Raw genomic sequence first — 16,833 nt, 5'->3', positions numbered from 1 at the left:
CAGGTTGCGCATCAGCCTGTTGGGAGGGGCTTTTTTTCGGCTTATCACCGAGTGCTTTCTGTTAACAAACCCCATTAAGTATTCGAAAGCAATCTAATCACCTGTGAGTTCTCACAGTAGCCAGCACGACCTGTTTAACCTTTCATGAGCGCACGACCTTTATCCAACGGAAGGGTATGTACTCATGACAACTTTTACGGTTTTTTTCTGCGGCACCGGCTCAACTAAATTTGATGATAGCAACGCCAATTATTGGAATGGCGAACTCATTTCTACCTTGGCGCAAAATACCCAAAGCCTCAGTAAGGAGTTTGCCGAATGGATCGTCATTGACGGCCCCGGCAGCGGAAACTTGCAAGCAGACGAGATGTTCACTGCGTCAGGTAACTACCTTCAGCTAAAGGGAACAGCCCTGGGTTCCGGTTGGGAAGAAAATGTGGCACACGCTGTCAACATCATGAAGGGAACGGTTTTGTGGCAGCGCTTAAAACTGACCGAGGAAAACTACAACCAACTGCAGAACGCCGGCGTCCCCATTGAAGAAGTCAACGTCACAGGCAGTTGGTATTGGCGCACGTACGATTACGGTACGCGCAAAGTGACGCAGCAACAGCTGCAACAACAAATCATCAAGACCTTTCGAAAAGACGGCATTATTCCGACCCAAGTGAATCTGGTCGGTTGGAGCCGCGGCGGGATCAACTGCCATATGCTGGCCAATGCCATGCTGAATGACAGCGCCTTAAAAAATGTGCCTGTCAACATTTTTGCTGTGGACCCTGTTCCCGGGCTGCTGAACTTCCAGGACAGCAGGGTAAGACTCGGTAGCAACGTCAAAGAGTATGTGGCGTTTTACGCCAGAGATGAGCGCTCCCTGGGGTTCGCCTGTGTTGTTCCAGAATGTGATAAAACTACCCAGGTTCATATTTACCCCATGCCCGGCCGCCATGCGACTTTAGTGGGTAATGCTGCCGCCAATGGGAACGAAGGTGCAAAGGTTTATGCAGAACCCGGCCAGCTTGTTCGCCACTTTGCGGAAACATGCCTGACGCGCTGGGGCGTTCGCTTGGAAAAGAAACTCAACCTCACGCCCGAGCAGATAGAAGAACGGCTCGCAACGATCAAAAATGATCTGGGCGGCTATATGAAAATGCGCAGTACCGTTTACACCACCTCGACCCAAACTGCAGGTGAGCGGAGTATTACAAAGGGCAGTAAGGATATTAAGTTTACTGCCGCAAAGGGCGCCGACTATATCCCAGAGCCAGGGCTTTCAATTGAACACATCCTGAGCAACGACCATTTCAAAGAAATCGGTTGATTCACGCGTGGGGTGAGTTTGGTTGTCGAAAGCCCTTCCGATCAGGTGGCGCATAACCCTGGCGGGAAGGGCTTTTTTCTACGGCGACTCAGGTATCGCTGTCACCTTGCGTGTCATCGTCGTCTGGCGGGACTTGCTGGTCGTCATCGTCCTTGGAGCCACCCTGATCTTCGTCACCCGCTTCGGATTCAGACTTGGCCAACTGCAACCCTTTCCCCTGCGTCGTCTGCACCGCCGAAAAGCCCGCCTGGCTGCCCTGCGCCGGGTTATGCGCCCAGGCCGTCGACATCCCCAACGACAACAGCACCAACACCTTTAGCAACAGCACAACTCGTTGAAAAATACTCATGGTCGATTTCCGTCCAGTCAGTAGATGAATCCTGCACGACAGCTGTTTACCGTCGCCCAGTAAGAAGCTAGTCCCAATGCCCGGTTTGCGCCAGGCTTCAGGTGTCGCCGTCATCGTAGGTTTCGCTGTCTTCACCTTCGTTGTAGGGGTTTTCTGCGTCCTCCTTGGGAGCAGGTTGGGCTTGTGGTTGCCAACTACCGGAATTGACCTCGTTCTGCTTTTTCTTGGTGACTGGGCCCGTGTCTTTCCACTGGGGCGTTCCCGCATCCGCAAATAGCAGGCCGGAGACCGGCACTGGGGTGTGCGTCCAGGCGTTGGCTACGCCCAAGGTTGCCAGCAGCACCAGTTGGGTAGCACGTTGAATTCTCGGCACGACGGCCTCCTTTTCAGTCGATGGGTGAACTGTTTCAGGCCCCTTTATCAACCTAGTCGCGCATCAGGGTTTTCGCAATTGAGGCCATGCGCCACCCGGCCTGCCGTAAAGGTTACGCACACAACCATTTCCATCCCACCCGTAGGACGATTCTGAAAGTTTTAACTATTCAACGAGTTTATTGCATCTAGCGAACACCCTTCACTAAAGTCTTAGCTCCACGAACTCCTATCGAGAAAAACAAAGTGAAGCCTATCCTTGTCGCCTGTGCACTCATCGCCGTCTTTGTGAATACCACCGCCTGCGGAGGCCTCTACAACACGATTTACAATGACAACTGGGACTATTCCGATCGAAATAAAGATGGACAACTTTCAAGACAGGAATGGAACTTATATATGGATGACCGCTACGTTAAAACAGCAACCGAATTGGGTTACTCGAACAAGTCAGAATTTGATGACGTTGCCTTTAAGGCTGCAGACAAAGATGCTAACGGCTTTATCTCACGCCCCGAATACGACCGTTTTATCAATGAGGCAAAGACCGACAGTTACTTTCCAACTAAACGATAGTCAGTTGAATGCCAGCCTGAGTCGTTTGCGTAGTTGTCGCTGATACGAAACACTCCAAGACGGGCCATACGTAGCGTATGGCCCGCATCGGTTTTTAGTGATGCTCTCGGGTCGCGCGGAATTTCACATCCGGCCAGCGCTCTTCCATCAACGCCAGGTTCACCCGCGTCGGCGCCAAGTAGGTCAGGTGACCACCGCCGTCGATCGCAAGGTTTTCCACAGCCTTGTTGGAGAACTCTTCCAACTTCTTCTTATCACTGCAATCGATCCAGCGCGCGGAGTACACGGTGATCGGCTCGTAAGAGCATTCGACCTTGTATTCCTCTTTCAAACGGCTGGCGACCACATCGAACTGCAGCACACCGACGGCGCCGAGGATGATGTCGTTGCTGCGCTCGGGGAAGAACACCTGGGTGGCGCCCTCTTCCGCCAACTGCTGCAAGCCTTGGCGCAGTTGCTTGGATTTGAGCGGGTCACGCAGGCGTACGCGGCGGAACAGTTCCGGGGCGAAGTGCGGGATACCAGTGAAGCCCAGCGCTTCGCCTTCGGTGAAGGTGTCGCCGATCTGGATGGTGCCGTGGTTGTGCAAGCCGATGATGTCGCCGGCAAACGCCTCTTCCAGTTGCTCGCGCTCGGAGGAGAAGAACGTCAGGGCGTCGCCGATGCGCACGTCCTTGCCGGTGCGCACGTGGCGCATCTTCATACCTTTTTCGTATTTGCCCGAGCAGATACGCATGAAGGCGATACGGTCGCGGTGCTTGGGGTCCATGTTCGCCTGGATCTTGAACACGAAGCCGGTGAATTTCTCTTCGACCGGTTCTACGGTGCGCTCGTTGGCAACCCGGGCCAGAGGCTTGGGGGCCCAGTTCACGACGGCATCCAGCACGTGGTCGACACCGAAGTTGCCCAGTGCGGTACCGAAAAACACCGGCGTCAGTTGGCCGTCGAGGAACTCTTGCTGGTTGAACTCGTGGCAGGCACCCTGCACCAGTTCCAGCTGGTCGACGAAGCGGTCGTACTCGTCACCCAGGTGGTCGCGGGCTTCGTCGGAGTCGAGTTTCTCGATGATCTTGACGTCGGTGCGCTCGTGACCGTGGCCGGCGGTGTAGACAATGATGTAGTCGTCGGCCAGGTGGTAGACACCCTTGAAGTCGCGGTAGCAACCAATCGGCCAAGTGATCGGCGCGGCCTTGATCTTCAGGACCGCTTCGATCTCATCGAGCAACTCGATCGGGTCGCGGATATCGCGGTCGAGTTTGTTAATAAAGCTGACGATGGGCGTGTCGCGCAGGCGGCAAACGTCCATCAGCGCGATGGTACGTGGCTCAACGCCCTTACCGCCGTCGAGGACCATCAAGGCCGAGTCCACTGCAGTCAGGGTGCGGTAGGTGTCTTCGGAGAAGTCTTCGTGGCCCGGGGTGTCGAGCAGGTTGACCATGTGGTCGCGATACGGAAACTGCATGACCGACGTGGTAATGGAAATACCCCGTTGTTTTTCCATTTCCATCCAGTCGGAGGTGGCATGGCGGTCGGATTTGCGGGATTTCACCGTGCCGGCCACCGCGATTGCCTTGCCCATCAGCAGGAGCTTCTCGGTGATGGTGGTTTTACCGGCATCGGGGTGGGAAATAATGGCGAAAGTGCGGCGTTTCGCGACTTCGGCGGCCTGGTGGGTCATGGGAAATCGCCTGGCAGGTGAGTCAAAAAAGGGCGGCGAGTATAGCGCAAACCCAGGGAGCCGGACCACCGTTCAGCCCATTGAGGGTGGCTAAATGCAGCCAAGTGTGGAACCTTTTAAAAGGTAGAGACGTCCACTCCCCTGCTATCGCACTCGGAACAGGGGCTGATAAATCAGCAAGTTAGCCTGACGAGGCTGCGCTCATGGCTTGACCTCATGCCGTCTTACCGGCATTGGCGAGCTGCTTTTCGCGACCACATTTAGAGGCAGCCAGCAATGGCATGCCACGAAGAAATGTGTTCGCCGACAAAAGAAAAAAGGAGTCCGCCTGTGGCTATTCGCTATGGCAAAGGGCTGATAGGTGGAGCGGTTGTCGTCGCTCTCCTGGCCCTGCTGGTCCACTGGATCGGCATCAACACGATCGAACTGTACCGCGACGATTTGTTGTTTTACCTGCAAGCACACCTGATCCTCGTTTTTGTCTCCATGCTGGCAGCCCTCGTTGTAGGGATCCCCGCCGGTATCCTGCTCAGCCGACCGAACATGGTCGGGCGCGCAGAACGCTTCATGCAGATCTTCAACATCGGCAACACCGTCCCTCCCCTGGCCGTACTGGCCATCGCCCTCGGCGTCCTCGGCATCGGCAGTGGCCCGGCCATCTTCGCGTTGTTCCTCGCCTCGTTGCTGCCCATTGTGCGCAACACCTACGAAGGCCTCAAAAACGTTCAAGGCTCGCTGAAAGAAGCCGCCACCGGCATCGGCATGACGCCGCGCCAGGTGCTGTTTCGCGTGGAGTTGCCCAACGCCGTGCCGATCATCATCGGCGGTGTGCGCGTGGCCCTGGCGATCAACGTCGGCACCGCACCGCTGGCGTTCCTGATCGGCGCCAACAGCCTGGGCAGTCTGATTTTCCCCGGCATCGCCTTGAACAATCAGCCGCAATTGCTGCTCGGCGCCGCGTGCACCGCGTTGCTGGCATTGCTGCTCGACGGTCTGGTGACCATGGCCAGCCGCCTCTGGCTGGAACGCGGGTTGCGTCCGTCTTAAGGCTTGGCAAAGGAAATCACATGAAAAAACTGACGTTGATATTAAGCTGCGTCCTGCTGTTTGCAGGCATTGCGCAAGCCGCCGAAAAACCGGTCATCCGCATCGGCGCCCGGGTGTTCACCGAACAGACCCTGCTTGCCGAAATCACCGCCCAGTACCTGCGCACCAAGGGTTACGACACCCGTGTGACCGGCGGCCTGGGCAGTAACCTGGCACGCAGTGCCCAGGAAAGCGGGCAACTGGATATGCTCTGGGAATACACCGGGGTGTCGCTGGTGAATTACAACCATGTAGACGAGAAGCTCGACAACGAGCAGTCCTACGCACGGGTGAAAGAACTCGACGCAAAGAAAGGCCTGGTCTGGCTGTCGCCGTCGAAATTCAGCAACACCTACGCATTGGCGCTGCCAGAAAACGTGGCCAAGGAATTCCCGCAGATCAACAGTATCAGCGACCTGACCCAAGCCCTGGCAGAAAAAAACACAGGCACGCGCCTGGTGGCCCTGGACACCGAGTTCGCCAACCGTTCCGACGGCATGGCCGGCATGGTCAAGCTGTATGACATGAACCTCACGCGCAAAAACACCCGGCAGATGGACGCCGGCTTGGTCTACACCGCGCTGCGTAATGGCCAGGTGTTTGCCGGTCTGGTCTACACCACCGACGGTCGCCTGGATGCCTTCAAGTTGAAGCTGCTGGATGACGACAAGCACTACTTCCCGGACTACACCGCCGCACCGGTGGTGCGCCAGGTTTATCTGGACGCCCACCCGCAGCTGGAAGCTGACCTCAAACCTCTTGCCGCGCTGTTCGACGACGCAACCATGCGCCAGCTGAACGCACGGGTCGACGTCGACCACGAAAGCCCGTCCGCTGTCGCTGCAGATTTCCTGCGCCAACATCCGATCAATCAATAAGAGGAGAAGACATGGAATTCCTGAACGCCTTTTCCCATCTTGATTGGGCACTTGTCCTGCATCTGACCTGGCAGCACATCACGTTGGTCGGCATTGCCGTCATCCTGGCAATCGTCGTCGGCGTACCGCTCGGCGTGCTGATGACGCGCTTCCCGACCCTGGCCGGCCCGCTGCAAGCCAGCGCCACGGTACTGCTGACGGTGCCGTCCATCGCCCTGTTCGGCCTGCTGCTGCCGTTCTACTCCAAGTTCGGCCAGGGCCTGGGCCCGATGCCGGCGATTACTGCGGTATTCCTCTATTCCCTGCTGCCGATCATGCGTAACACCTACTTGGCGTTGACCGGGGTTGATCCGGGTATTCGCGAAGCCGCGCGGGGTATCGGCATGACCTTCGGCCAGCGCCTGCGCATGGTCGAACTGCCCATCGCCGTGCCGGTGATCCTCGCCGGTGTGCGCACCGCCGTGGTGATGAACATTGGTGTGATGACCATCGCCGCCACCATCGGCGCCGGTGGCCTGGGTGTACTTATTCTGGCTTCCATCAGCCGCAGCGACATGTCGATGCTGATCGTTGGCGCCGTACTGGTCAGTCTTCTGGCCATCTCCGCCGACCTGCTTCTGCAATGGCTGCAACGCTCGCTGACTCCAAAAGGACTGCTCAAATGATCGAACTTCAAAACCTGACCAAGACTTTTCAAAGCAACGGCAAAACAGTCTCTGCCGTGAACGACGTAAGCCTGACCGTCAACGAAGGCGAAATTTGCGTATTCCTCGGCCCGTCGGGTTGCGGCAAGAGCACCACGCTGAAAATGATCAACCGCCTGATCAAGCCCACCTCGGGCAAGATCCTGATCAACGGCGAAGACACCACCGACCTCGACGAAGTGACCCTGCGCCGCAACATCGGTTATGTGATCCAGCAGATCGGCCTGTTCCCGAACATGACCATCGAGGAAAACATCGTGGTCGTGCCAAAGCTGCTCGGCTGGGACAAGCAGAAATGCCACGACCGCGCCCGCGAGTTGATGAGCATGATCAAGTTGGAGCCCAAGCAGTACCTGCATCGCTACCCGCGTGAACTGTCGGGCGGCCAGCAACAGCGTATCGGTGTGATCCGCGCGCTGGCGGCCGATGCGCCACTGCTATTGATGGACGAACCGTTCGGCGCGGTCGACCCGATCAACCGCGAGATGATCCAGAACGAGTTCTTCGAGATGCAGCGCGCGCTGAACAAGACCGTGATCATGGTCAGCCACGACATCGACGAAGCGATCAAGCTGGGTGACAAGATTGCGATCTTCCGTGCCGGCAAGCTGCTGCAGATCGACCACCCGGACACCTTGCTGGCGCATCCGGCTGATGAGTTCGTGAGCAGCTTCGTCGGTCAGGACAGCACCCTCAAGCGCCTGCTGCTGGTGAAAGCCGAAGACGCGGCGGACAACGCGCCGTCGGTGAGCCCGGAAACCCCGGTGGCCGAGGCGCTGGAGCTGATGGACGAAACCGACCGTCGCTACGTGGTGGTCACCTGCGCCGAGAACAAAGCGCTGGGTTATGTACGACGTCGCGACCTGCACCGCCAGACCGGTACCTGCGGCCAGTACCTGCGCGAATTCAACGCCACGGCGGCGTATGACGAGCATTTGCGCATCCTGTTGTCGCGCATGTACGAGTTCAACCGTTCGTGGTTGCCGGTGATGGATGCGGAGCGGGTGTTCCTGGGTGAAGTGACTCAGGAGTCGATTGCTGAGTACCTGAGTTCTGGTAAGTCGCGTGGCGGTAAGACCAGCATTGTTTCGCCCGCCGAGACAGCGTTGGCCTGATAGACCGCTATCGCGGGCAAGCCCGGCTCCCACAGGGAAATGCATTCCAACAGATGAATGCAATTCAAATGTGGCAGCTGGCTTGCCTGCGATGAAGGCACCGCAAATCCTCCTGATTTACCCCATCCGGGGAACATCAATCCGTCACACCTGTCGGTTACATAAGTAGCTGCACGAGGTCGCGCGACGAACGCGTGCAAAAACGCGACATTTTTAGTTGATCTATAGCCCCTCACGTCCTAAAGTTCGCGCCGAACGTCCATGCTGGAAACGATCCATCCGGCTCAAGTACTGACGACGAGACAGCAAGGCCAAGGGCAGCGTTTATTCCCATGGCCTTTTTGCTTTCGGCGACATGCCTTGGGAAGTAGGCGAACCAAAGTGGGGATACGGAGGACGTTCATTTGCACCCATTGCTAATTTTAGTTTGCCCTTAGGAGTCCCCAGCATGTCGATCAACGTCGAAGATTATTTCGCGCGCGCCACTTTTGACAAAATGAAGGCGTTCGCCGACAAGCAAGAAACCCCGTTCGTGGTGATCGACACCGCGATGATCAGCCAGGCCTACGATGACCTGCGCGCCGGTTTCGAATTCGCCAAAGTCTATTACGCGGTCAAGGCCAACCCGGCCGTCGAGATCATCGACCTGTTGAAAGACAAGGGGTCGAGCTTCGACATCGCCTCGATCTACGAGCTGGACAAGGTCATGGACCGTGGCGTCAGCGCCGACCGTATCAGCTACGGCAACACCATCAAGAAATCCAAAGACATTCGCTACTTCTTTGATAAGGGCGTGCGCCTGTTCTCCACCGACTCCGAAGCCGACCTGCGCAACATCGCCAAGGCCGCGCCGGGTTCGAAAGTTTATGTGCGTATCCTCACCGAAGGCTCGACCACGGCTGACTGGCCTCTGTCGCGCAAATTCGGCTGCCAGACCGATATGGCCATGGACCTGCTGATCCTGGCCCGCGACCTGGGCCTGGTGCCTTACGGCATTTCGTTCCACGTCGGCTCGCAACAGCGCGACATCAGCGTGTGGGACGCAGCCATCGCCAAGGTCAAAGTGATCTTCGAACGCCTGAAAGAAGAAGACGGCATTCATCTGAAGCTGATCAACATGGGCGGCGGCTTCCCGGCCAACTACATCACCCGTACCAACAGCCTGGAAACCTACGCCGAAGAAATCATCCGCTTCCTCAAGGAAGATTTCGGCGACGACCTGCCGGAAATCATCCTGGAACCAGGCCGTTCGTTGATCGCCAACGCCGGTATCCTGGTCAGTGAAGTGGTATTGGTGGCGCGTAAATCGCGCACTGCCGTCGAGCGTTGGGTGTACACCGATGTGGGCAAATTCTCCGGCCTGATCGAAACCATGGACGAAGCCATCAAGTTCCCGATCTGGACCGAGAAGAAAGGCGAGATGGAAGAAGTGGTCATCGCCGGCCCGACCTGCGACAGCGCCGATATCATGTACGAAAACTACAAGTACGGCCTGCCGCTGAACCTGGCGATTGGTGACCGGATGTACTGGTTGTCGACCGGTGCGTACACCACCAGCTACAGCGCGGTTGAGTTCAACGGGTTCCCGCCGTTGAAGTCTTACTACGTGTAAGCACTTCGCACACAAAAAACCCATGACATGTCATGGGTTTTTTTATGGGTGCCTACTATTAACGGTCTTAGCGGACGTGCCACAAGCGCAGAATATAGAGTGTTGATGTTTGAATTTCGTACCGCATTTCGTAGGGGCCGACCAATAGTCTTCTTACGTCTCGCGGCTCGAACTCTTCAACTCGTTCACCTATACGCGGATGACTCAATAAGCTCGTAGGCGCCTGGAAAAGTGACTGCACTGTGCGCGCCGCCGCGATCCGATTTCGAGGGCTTGCTTAACAAGCAAGCCACGCGGACGATCCATTCGCGCCGCCATCTGATCGACTTTTTGCGCCAAGGCCGTGGGGACGTGAGCTGTCAGTACTTTAGTGTCGGCGCCCATGCATCCTCTCTTCGCAACATCGCGAAATGTCTGATTAAATTTGAATCAGCCTCAATCATGGTGATTTAGGCTTGTGCAGCAACCTCTGCGCGAGGACGTTCATCGCTTAATAGAATTGCTCGATGCTCAAAATCCTTCGCCAAGCACCTGATTTCAGGCTGCACTGCATTCAATAGCGCGATATGCGCCACCCGCAAAAACTTCAAATTGCCGCCCACCAACGCCTTGCGCAACCATGCCAACGCCTCTTCGACCTGGCCTCTATCGGCCAACACTGCCGCATAACTGAACTGCCCGCGAAAATCCCCGCCTTCGGCTGAGCGGCGATACCACTCGACAGCCGCCTCCAGATCCCTTGGGCAATACTCGCCATCTTCCAGATAACGCCCCAGCAGGTTCATCGACTTGGCGTGGCCCTGCTCTGCGGCCAGCCGATAAAACCCCAGCGCTTGCGGTGGGTCTTGCGCGACACCACGACCGGTGGCCAGCAGGTTGGCGTAGTTGTACTGGCCCCAATCTAACCCGGCCTCTGCCGCCAGGCGGTACTCCCGCGCCGCCGCTGCTTCATCGACGGCGCAACCCCAACCATGCTCCAGGCAACGCCCGGCCATGTTGCGTGCCATCAAGTGCCCGCCATTGGCCGCGATCTGGAACCAGCGCAGCGCCAGCGCTTCATCGCGTGCGATGCCGCGCCCTTCCAGCAGGATTTGCCCCAGCAATGCCTGAGCGTCGACCACGCCCTCTTTCGCCGCCATCAGAATCGCCTGGGCTGCACGCACCGGGGAGTCGTCGAGCATGCTTTGCAGTTGCTCAACATTGAGCACTTCTTCACGGCGCACTAAAAAGCCCATCTCAGACCTCGACCCAGCGGCGCAACAAGTTGTGGTAGGTGCCGGTGAGCTGGATCAGCGCCGGGTGGTCAGGGACATCGCGGGTCAGTTGCTGAATCGCGCCGTCCATCTCGAACAGCAAAGTGCGCTGGCTGTCTTCACGCACCAGGCTTTGGGTCCAGAAGAACGAGGCGTAACGCGCGCCACGAGTCACGGCGTTGACTCTGTGCAGGCTGGAGCCGGGGTACAGCACCATGTCGCCGGCCGGCAGTTTGACCCGCTGCAGGCCGAAGGTGTCCTGGATCTCGAGTTCGCCACCGTCGTATTCATCCGGGTCGCTGAAGAACAGCGTCGACGACAGGTCTGTTCGCACGCGCTCGTGACTGCCCCGCGCCTGGCGTACAGCGTTGTCGATATGGAAATCGAAACTGCCGCCCGCTGTGTAGCAATTGAGCAAAGGTGGGAAGACCTTGTGCGGTAACGCCGCTGACATAAACAGCGGGGTTTTCCACAAGCGCTCCAGCATCGCCGCGCCGATTTCCTTGGCCAACGGGTGCCCTTCAGGCAATTGCAGGTTGTGTTTGGCTTTGGCGGATTGGTGCCCGGCGGTGATTTTACCGTCGGCCCACTCAGTGTTTTCCAGGGCTTGGCGAATGCGCAGCACCTCCTCGCGAGAGAACAGGCCGGGAATGTGCAGCAGCATGGGGCAGTACCTGAATGCAGAGAGGCGCCAATGGTATTGATTCTTATCCGCCCTGTAAAACGCGCGAGACGAACGCGTTGGTAAAAACCGTAAGCAAAAAGTGTAAAGAATGTAAATTCAGTGCGAATAGTAATGTATCGCAATTGATAGAAACTCTTATTGATCCTATATTCCGCGGCCTCACAACCTTGGGGAAGGGACACGTCGATGTCGCGCACAATGCTAAAAACACCTGCCAGTTCACCACGTATGTTGGCTTCGGCCATCGGCGTCGCGCTCAGCGCCAGCTCTGCCGCCCACTTGGCGCAAGCAGCGCAAAGCACTGAACAAAAAGGCGAGCGCAACAGCATCTCCCTCGGTGCCACCAGCATTACCGGCCAGGAACAGGACAACACCTCCTACCAGGTGGAAAAAGCCTCATCGCAGAAGTACACCGCGCCACTGGTGGACACCCCGCGCTCGGTAACCGTGGTACCGCAACAAGTGCTCAAGGACACCGCCGCCACCTCGTTGCAGGATGCCTTGCGCACCGTACCGGGGATTACTTTCGGCGCCGGTGAAGGCGGTAACCCACAGGGCGACCGTCCATTTATCCGTGGCTTTGACGCCCAGGGCGACACCTACCTGGACGGCGTACGCGACACCGGCGGCCAAAGCCGCGAGATCTTCGACATCGAATCGATTGAAGTCAGCAAAGGCCCGAACTCCTCGTTCGGCGGCCGCGGTTCGGCCGGCGGCAGCCTCAACCTGGTGAGCAAAACCCCACAAGCGCGCGACTTCACCAACGGCGGCTTCACCTACGGCTCCGACCAGACCCGTCGCTACGTGCTCGACGTGAACCGCCAGTTCCTCGACAACGCCGCGTTCCGTCTGAACCTGATGAGCCACGAGCAGAATGTGGCGGGTCGCGACACGATCAACTATGACCGCTGGGGCGTGGCGCCCTCGCTGACCTTCGGCCTGGGCACACCGACCCGCGTCAACCTCAGCTACTACCACATGGAAAGCGACGACCTGCCAGATTCGGGGATCCCCTACGGCTACGGCTCGCCGACCGCCACCGCCCACGTGCATGACAAACCCAATGACGGCGGCGACAGCAACAACTTCTACGGGCTCAAGAGCCGCGACTTCCGCAAGACCCGCGCCGATATCAGCACCGTCTCCATCGAGCACGACCTGAACGACAACATGACGCTGAAAAACACCCTGCGCCATGGCAGCACCGGCCAGGACTATGTCCTCACCCAACCGGACGACAGCAAGCTCAACGTCAACAAGTTCGGCACTGTATGGCGCCGCGCCAACAGCCGCGTGTCCACCACCACAACCACCACCAACCAGACCGACCTGTTCGGCAGTTTCCAGGCGCTGGGCTTCAAGAACACCTACTCCACCGGCCTGGAATTCACCGGCGAAGAAACCCGCGTGAGCAGCTACACCGTGAGCCCGAACGCCAACCCGACCTGCACCGTGGCCAAAGGGAGCCTGGGCGGCCAGTGCACATCGTTGAGCAACCCGACACCAGACGACGCCTGGACCGGCAGCGTCGCACGCAATTACTACGGCACCAACACCAAAGCCGTCAGCCGCGCCGCCTATGTATTCGACACCATTGAGCTCGACCCGAAATGGCTGCTCAACGTCGGCCTGCGCTACGACACCTTCGACACCGAAGCCAGCACCAATGCCGCCGCCGGGCGCAGCAAAATCAAGGAAGACAGCCAGTTCTTCAATTGGCAGGCCGGCCTGGTCTGGAAGCCGATGGAAAACGGCAGCATCTACGCCTCGTACGCCACCTCGGCTACACCGCCCGGCGGCCTGGTGGGCGAAGGCTCCGACGGCAATCCACTGACTGCTGGTGCCGCCAGCAGCGATTTGCAGCCGGAAGAAACCGTCAACTATGAACTGGGCACCAAGTGGGACCTGTTCCACGATCGCCTGTCGCTGACCGCCGCTGTGTTTCGCACCGAGAAGAAAAACACGCGCATCCTGGTCGACGCCTTCACCTACCAGAACGCCGGTGAGTCGCAGGTCGATGGCCTGGAATTGTCCGCCAGCGGCAAAATCACCGATCAATGGCAAGTGTTCGCCGGCTACAGCTACCTCGACAGCGAACTGGTCAGCGCCGGCCTCAATGGGCGTAACGGCGTAGTCAGCAAAGGTTCGAACAAAGGTAACCAGATGCCGAATACGCCGAAGAACACCTTCAGCCTGTGGACCACTTACGACATCACGTCGAAGCTGACCATCGGTGGCGGTGCGTTCTATGTCGACGACGTGTATGGCGATGTAGGCAACACCGTGTACGTGCCGTCCTACACCCGCTACGACGCCATGGCCAGCTACAAACTGACCAAGAACGTCGACCTGCAATTGAACGTGCAGAACCTCACCGACAAGACCTATTACGACAAGGCCTTCTCGACACACTTCGCCAACCAGGCCGCCGGTCGCACGGCGCTGTTGACCACCAGTTTCCACTTCTAAACGGGGCACTCCTTCAGCCCAAAGCCCCACGCATCGGATGCGCGGGGCTTTTGCGTGTAAAACAGAATTTTTCTCGTTAACCCACGGCATAATGCGCGCCGTGACCTAACTATCCAGCTCAGCGAGGCCGTCAGACGTGTTGAAGAAAACCCTGTTCCAGTTGCACTGGTTCTTCGGCATTACCGCCGGGCTGGTGTTGGCGTTGATGGGGATCACCGGGGCTGCGGTCTCGTTTCAGGATGAGATTCTGCGCGCGCTCAACCCCACGGTATTGAGCGTGCAAAAACGCGAAGCCGGTGTGCTGCCGCCCGCCGAACTGGTGCGCAAGCTCGAAGCCACCGAAGGTAAAACCGTATCGATGCTGTGGGTGGAAAACGAAAGCGGCAACGCCGCGCGCGTGTTCTTCACCCCGCCGCCGGGCGAGCGCCGTGGTCAGATGCGCTACTTCGACCCGTACACCGGCGACTACATGGGCGACGCCGTCGGCCAGGATGTGTTCGATTTCATCTTGCAGCTGCACCGCTTCCTGGCCGCTGGCGACACCGGCCGGCAAATCACCGGCGCCTGCACGCTGATCCTGGTGTTCTTCTGCCTCTCGGGCCTGTACCTGCGCTGGCCGCGCCAAGTGGCCAGCTGGCGTGCCTGGCTGACGCTGGACTGGCGCAAAAAGGGCCGCAGTTTCAACTGGGACCTGCACTCGGTGTTCGGTACCTGGTGCCTGCTGTTTTATCTGTTTGCCGCGCTGACCGGCTTGTATTGGTCCTATGACTGGTACAACCAGGGCGTGACCAAACTACTCTCCGACGCCCCGCATAATGAGCGCATGCGCAAACGCGGCCCGCCGCCCGCAGGCCCGGCGCCGGTGGCCGACTACGCTGCGATCTGGAGCAGCATCTACGCTAACGCCGGCCCTGGTTTGAGCGCTTACAACATCCGTATGCCGGCCGTCACCGGGCCGCCGGCCATCGTCTATTACCTGCTCAAAACATCGCCCCATGACCGCGCGCAGAACCAGATCAACCTCGACCCGGCCACCGGCGAGGTCAAGTCTCACGACCGCTACGCCAGCAAAAGCTTCAAGTCGCAATTGCTCACCAGCGTTTACGCGCTGCACACCGGCAGTTACTTCGGCTTGCTAGGCCGCATCATCCTCACCGTCAGTGCGCTGTGCATGCCGCTGTTCTTTATTACCGGCTGGCTGCTGTACCTCGACCGGCGCCGCAAAAAACGCCATGTGCGCGATGCGCGCAAAGGCCTCGGCGCCAACCACAGCGATGCCCCCGCGTGGCTGATCGGCTTTGCCAGCCAGAGCGGCTTCGCCGAACAGCTGGCGTGGCAGACGGCTGGGCAATTGCAGGCCGCCGGCCTGCCGGTGAAGGTGCAGCCCTTGAGCAACGTCAGCCAGGACGACCTGCGCCAGTCAGAAAATGCACTGTTCGTGGTCAGCACCTTTGGCGACGGCGAAGCCCCCGACAGCGCCCGTGGTTTTGAGCGCAGCGTGCTCGGCCAGGAGCTGTCGCTCAAAGGCCTGAACTATTCGGTACTGGCCCTGGGTGATCGCCAGTACCAACACTTCTGCGGTTTTGCCCGGCGCCTGCACTTCTGGCTGACCAACCAGGGCGGCAACCCGCTGTTCGCCCCAGTGGAAGTCGACAGCGGTGACACCGAGGCCTTGCAGACCTGGCAACAGCAACTCGGCCAGATCACCGGTCACGCGCCGGCAGCAGCCTGGCAGCCCGCCCAGTACGAAAACTGGACCCTGAGCCAGCGCACCCTGCTCAACCGCGACAGCGTCGGCTCGGCCATCTACCTGCTGGGCCTCACACCGCCCTCGCCACACAGCTGGTTGGCCGGTGACTTGGTGGAAATCCTGCCACGCAATTGCACATGGGCCATCGAGCACTTTCTCGCAGGCCTGGGCCTGGCCGGCAGCGACGGCGTGCTGATCGATGGCCTGGCGCAAACCCTCAACCAGGCACTGGCCACCCGCCAACTGCCGGACAACCGCGCGCACTTGGTCGGCCTGCATGCCCAGGCACTGGTGAACGCATTGGTGCCGCTGGGCATGCGCGAATACTCCATCGCCTCGATTGCCGCTGACGGTGTGCTGGAGCTGATCGTACGCCAGGAACGTCACCCCGACGGCAGCCTAGGCCTGGGTTCCGGCTGGCTGACCGAACACGCCGCCCTCGGTTCCAGCATCAGCCTGCGCCTGCGTCGCAACAGTGGCTTCCACCTGCCGGACGCGCCGGTACCGCTGATCTTGCTGGGCAACGGCACCGGCCTAGCCGGCCTGCGCAGCTTGCTCAAGGCGCGCATTGCCGATGGCCAGCAGCGCAACTGGTTGCTGTTCGGCGAACGCAATATCGCCCACGACTACCTGTGCCAGGACGAGCTGCAAGGCTGGCTGGCCAGCGGTGATCTGGCGCTGCTGGACCTGGCGTTTTCCCGCGACCAGGAAGAGAAGATCTACGTACAGGATCGCCTGCGCGAGTCGGCGGATGTGCTACGTCGATGGCTGGCGGATGGCGCCGCCATTTATGTCTGCGGCAGTTTGCAGGGCATGGCGACAGGCGTGGATCAGGTGCTGCACGAGGTGCTCGGCAGCGAGGCGGTGGAGCGCTTGATTGAGCAAGGGCGCTATCGTCGGGATGTGTATTGACTGATCGTTCCCACGCTCTGCGTGGGAATGCATCCTGTGACGCTCCGCGTCACGACCTTAAGAGCGGACGCAG

The 16,833-nt window shown here is 58.8% G+C and carries 14 protein-coding genes and 2 pseudogenes; 9 read left to right on the top strand and 7 right to left on the bottom strand.

Features of this window, described 5'->3' with window-relative positions; all coding sequences use genetic code 11:
• The first annotated feature begins 184 nt into the window (after positions 1 to 184).
• Positions 185 to 1,321 (top strand): hypothetical protein, encoded by a 1,137-nt coding sequence (locus ACI77I_RS08945; RefSeq protein ID WP_406997348.1) that lies wholly within the window; start codon positions 185 to 187, stop codon positions 1,319 to 1,321.
• A gap of 88 nt (positions 1,322 to 1,409) precedes the next feature.
• On the opposite strand, the gene ACI77I_RS08940 is transcribed toward ACI77I_RS08945, so the two are convergent.
• Complete coding sequence (locus tag ACI77I_RS08940) at positions 1,410 to 1,670, bottom strand: hypothetical protein (protein WP_094953912.1); 261 nt, start codon at positions 1,668 to 1,670, stop codon at positions 1,410 to 1,412.
• A 97-nt stretch (positions 1,671 to 1,767) separates the two neighbouring features.
• Complete coding sequence (locus tag ACI77I_RS08935) at positions 1,768 to 2,043, bottom strand: hypothetical protein (RefSeq protein ID WP_406997347.1); 276 nt, start codon at positions 2,041 to 2,043, stop codon at positions 1,768 to 1,770.
• Between the two features lie 245 nt (positions 2,044 to 2,288).
• On the opposite strand from ACI77I_RS08935, the gene ACI77I_RS08930 reads away from it, so the two are divergent.
• Positions 2,289 to 2,618: a hypothetical protein gene (locus ACI77I_RS08930; RefSeq protein ID WP_242154448.1), complete on the top strand. Its 330-nt coding sequence runs from the start codon at positions 2,289 to 2,291 to the stop codon at positions 2,616 to 2,618.
• Between the two features lie 94 nt (positions 2,619 to 2,712).
• Here ACI77I_RS08930 and ACI77I_RS08925 read toward each other — a convergent pair whose 3' ends face one another.
• Positions 2,713 to 4,296, bottom strand: a complete 1,584-nt coding sequence (locus tag ACI77I_RS08925) for a peptide chain release factor 3 (RefSeq protein WP_094948977.1) — start codon at positions 4,294 to 4,296, stop codon at positions 2,713 to 2,715.
• Positions 4,297 to 4,626: 330 nt separating this feature from the next.
• On the opposite strand from ACI77I_RS08925, the gene ACI77I_RS08920 reads away from it, so the two are divergent.
• The 5 genes from ACI77I_RS08920 to ACI77I_RS08900 all read left to right on the top strand — a co-directional run bounded on the left by ACI77I_RS08920 (position 4,627) and on the right by ACI77I_RS08900 (position 9,691).
• On the top strand, positions 4,627 to 5,343 hold the full coding sequence (locus ACI77I_RS08920) for an ABC transporter permease (protein ID WP_094948976.1): 717 nt from the start codon (positions 4,627 to 4,629) through the stop codon (positions 5,341 to 5,343).
• Positions 5,344 to 5,363: 20 nt separating this feature from the next.
• The gene (locus ACI77I_RS08915) at positions 5,364 to 6,260 is read left to right on the top strand and encodes a glycine betaine ABC transporter substrate-binding protein (RefSeq protein WP_094948975.1); all 897 of its coding nucleotides are present in this window, start codon (positions 5,364 to 5,366) and stop codon (positions 6,258 to 6,260) included.
• An 11-nt stretch (positions 6,261 to 6,271) separates the two neighbouring features.
• Positions 6,272 to 6,925: an ABC transporter permease gene (locus ACI77I_RS08910; protein ID WP_406997346.1), complete on the top strand. Its 654-nt coding sequence runs from the start codon at positions 6,272 to 6,274 to the stop codon at positions 6,923 to 6,925.
• Entirely contained in the window at positions 6,922 to 8,079 is a 1,158-nt protein-coding gene (locus tag ACI77I_RS08905; RefSeq protein WP_242154446.1) for a betaine/proline/choline family ABC transporter ATP-binding protein, read from the top strand. Before ACI77I_RS08910 ends, ACI77I_RS08905 begins: the two co-directional genes overlap by 4 nt.
• Before the next feature lie 448 nt (positions 8,080 to 8,527).
• Positions 8,528 to 9,691, top strand: a complete 1,164-nt coding sequence (locus ACI77I_RS08900; RefSeq protein WP_083360185.1) for a type III PLP-dependent enzyme — start codon at positions 8,528 to 8,530, stop codon at positions 9,689 to 9,691.
• A gap of 67 nt (positions 9,692 to 9,758) precedes the next feature.
• Here ACI77I_RS08900 and ACI77I_RS08895 read toward each other — a convergent pair.
• From ACI77I_RS08895 to ACI77I_RS08880, 4 genes and pseudogenes are all read right to left on the bottom strand, one after another.
• Positions 9,759 to 9,956 (bottom strand): annotated as a pseudogene (locus ACI77I_RS08895) (type II toxin-antitoxin system RelE/ParE family toxin); the annotation flags it as partial.
• Positions 9,957 to 9,958: 2 nt separating this feature from the next.
• Positions 9,959 to 10,075 (bottom strand): annotated as a pseudogene (locus ACI77I_RS08890) (ribbon-helix-helix domain-containing protein); the annotation flags it as partial.
• A 65-nt stretch (positions 10,076 to 10,140) separates the two neighbouring features.
• The gene (locus tag ACI77I_RS08885; RefSeq protein ID WP_406997345.1) at positions 10,141 to 10,926 is read right to left on the bottom strand and encodes a tetratricopeptide repeat protein; all 786 of its coding nucleotides are present in this window, start codon (positions 10,924 to 10,926) and stop codon (positions 10,141 to 10,143) included.
• Between the two features lies 1 nt (position 10,927).
• Positions 10,928 to 11,608 (bottom strand): Fe2+-dependent dioxygenase, encoded by a 681-nt coding sequence (locus ACI77I_RS08880; RefSeq protein ID WP_242154442.1) that lies wholly within the window; start codon positions 11,606 to 11,608, stop codon positions 10,928 to 10,930.
• A gap of 207 nt (positions 11,609 to 11,815) precedes the next feature.
• Between ACI77I_RS08880 and ACI77I_RS08875 the strand changes: the two genes are divergently transcribed.
• Complete coding sequence (locus ACI77I_RS08875) at positions 11,816 to 14,098, top strand: TonB-dependent siderophore receptor (protein WP_263274501.1); 2,283 nt, start codon at positions 11,816 to 11,818, stop codon at positions 14,096 to 14,098.
• Positions 14,099 to 14,234: 136 nt separating this feature from the next.
• Entirely contained in the window at positions 14,235 to 16,760 is a 2,526-nt protein-coding gene (locus ACI77I_RS08870) for a PepSY domain-containing protein (protein WP_406997344.1), read from the top strand.
• Positions 16,761 to 16,833: the final 73 nt, after the last annotated feature.

The organism is Pseudomonas sp. D47, from assembly GCF_045447305.1.
GTDB lineage: Bacteria > Pseudomonadota > Gammaproteobacteria > Pseudomonadales > Pseudomonadaceae > Aquipseudomonas.
This window is presented reverse-complemented; position numbering and strand designations above follow the sequence as displayed.

Excerpts from the sequence above, each read along its gene's own strand:
- ACI77I_RS08915 (WP_094948975.1), top strand. The coding sequence starts at position 5,364 with ATGAAAAAACTGACGTTGATATTAAGCTGCGTCCTGCTGTTTGCAGGC.
- ACI77I_RS08900 (WP_083360185.1), top strand. The coding sequence starts at position 8,528 with ATGTCGATCAACGTCGAAGATTATTTCGCGCGCGCCACTTTTGACAAA.
- ACI77I_RS08945 (WP_406997348.1), top strand. The coding sequence starts at position 185 with ATGACAACTTTTACGGTTTTTTTCTGCGGCACCGGCTCAACTAAATTT.
- ACI77I_RS08925 (WP_094948977.1), bottom strand. The coding sequence starts at position 4,296 with ATGACCCACCAGGCCGCCGAAGTCGCGAAACGCCGCACTTTCGCCATT.
- ACI77I_RS08905 (WP_242154446.1), top strand. The coding sequence starts at position 6,922 with ATGATCGAACTTCAAAACCTGACCAAGACTTTTCAAAGCAACGGCAAA.
- ACI77I_RS08910 (WP_406997346.1), top strand. The coding sequence starts at position 6,272 with ATGGAATTCCTGAACGCCTTTTCCCATCTTGATTGGGCACTTGTCCTG.
- ACI77I_RS08880 (WP_242154442.1), bottom strand. The coding sequence starts at position 11,608 with ATGCTGCTGCACATTCCCGGCCTGTTCTCTCGCGAGGAGGTGCTGCGC.
- ACI77I_RS08940 (WP_094953912.1), bottom strand. The coding sequence starts at position 1,670 with ATGAGTATTTTTCAACGAGTTGTGCTGTTGCTAAAGGTGTTGGTGCTG.
- ACI77I_RS08885 (WP_406997345.1), bottom strand. The coding sequence starts at position 10,926 with ATGGGCTTTTTAGTGCGCCGTGAAGAAGTGCTCAATGTTGAGCAACTG.
- ACI77I_RS08875 (WP_263274501.1), top strand. The coding sequence starts at position 11,816 with ATGTCGCGCACAATGCTAAAAACACCTGCCAGTTCACCACGTATGTTG.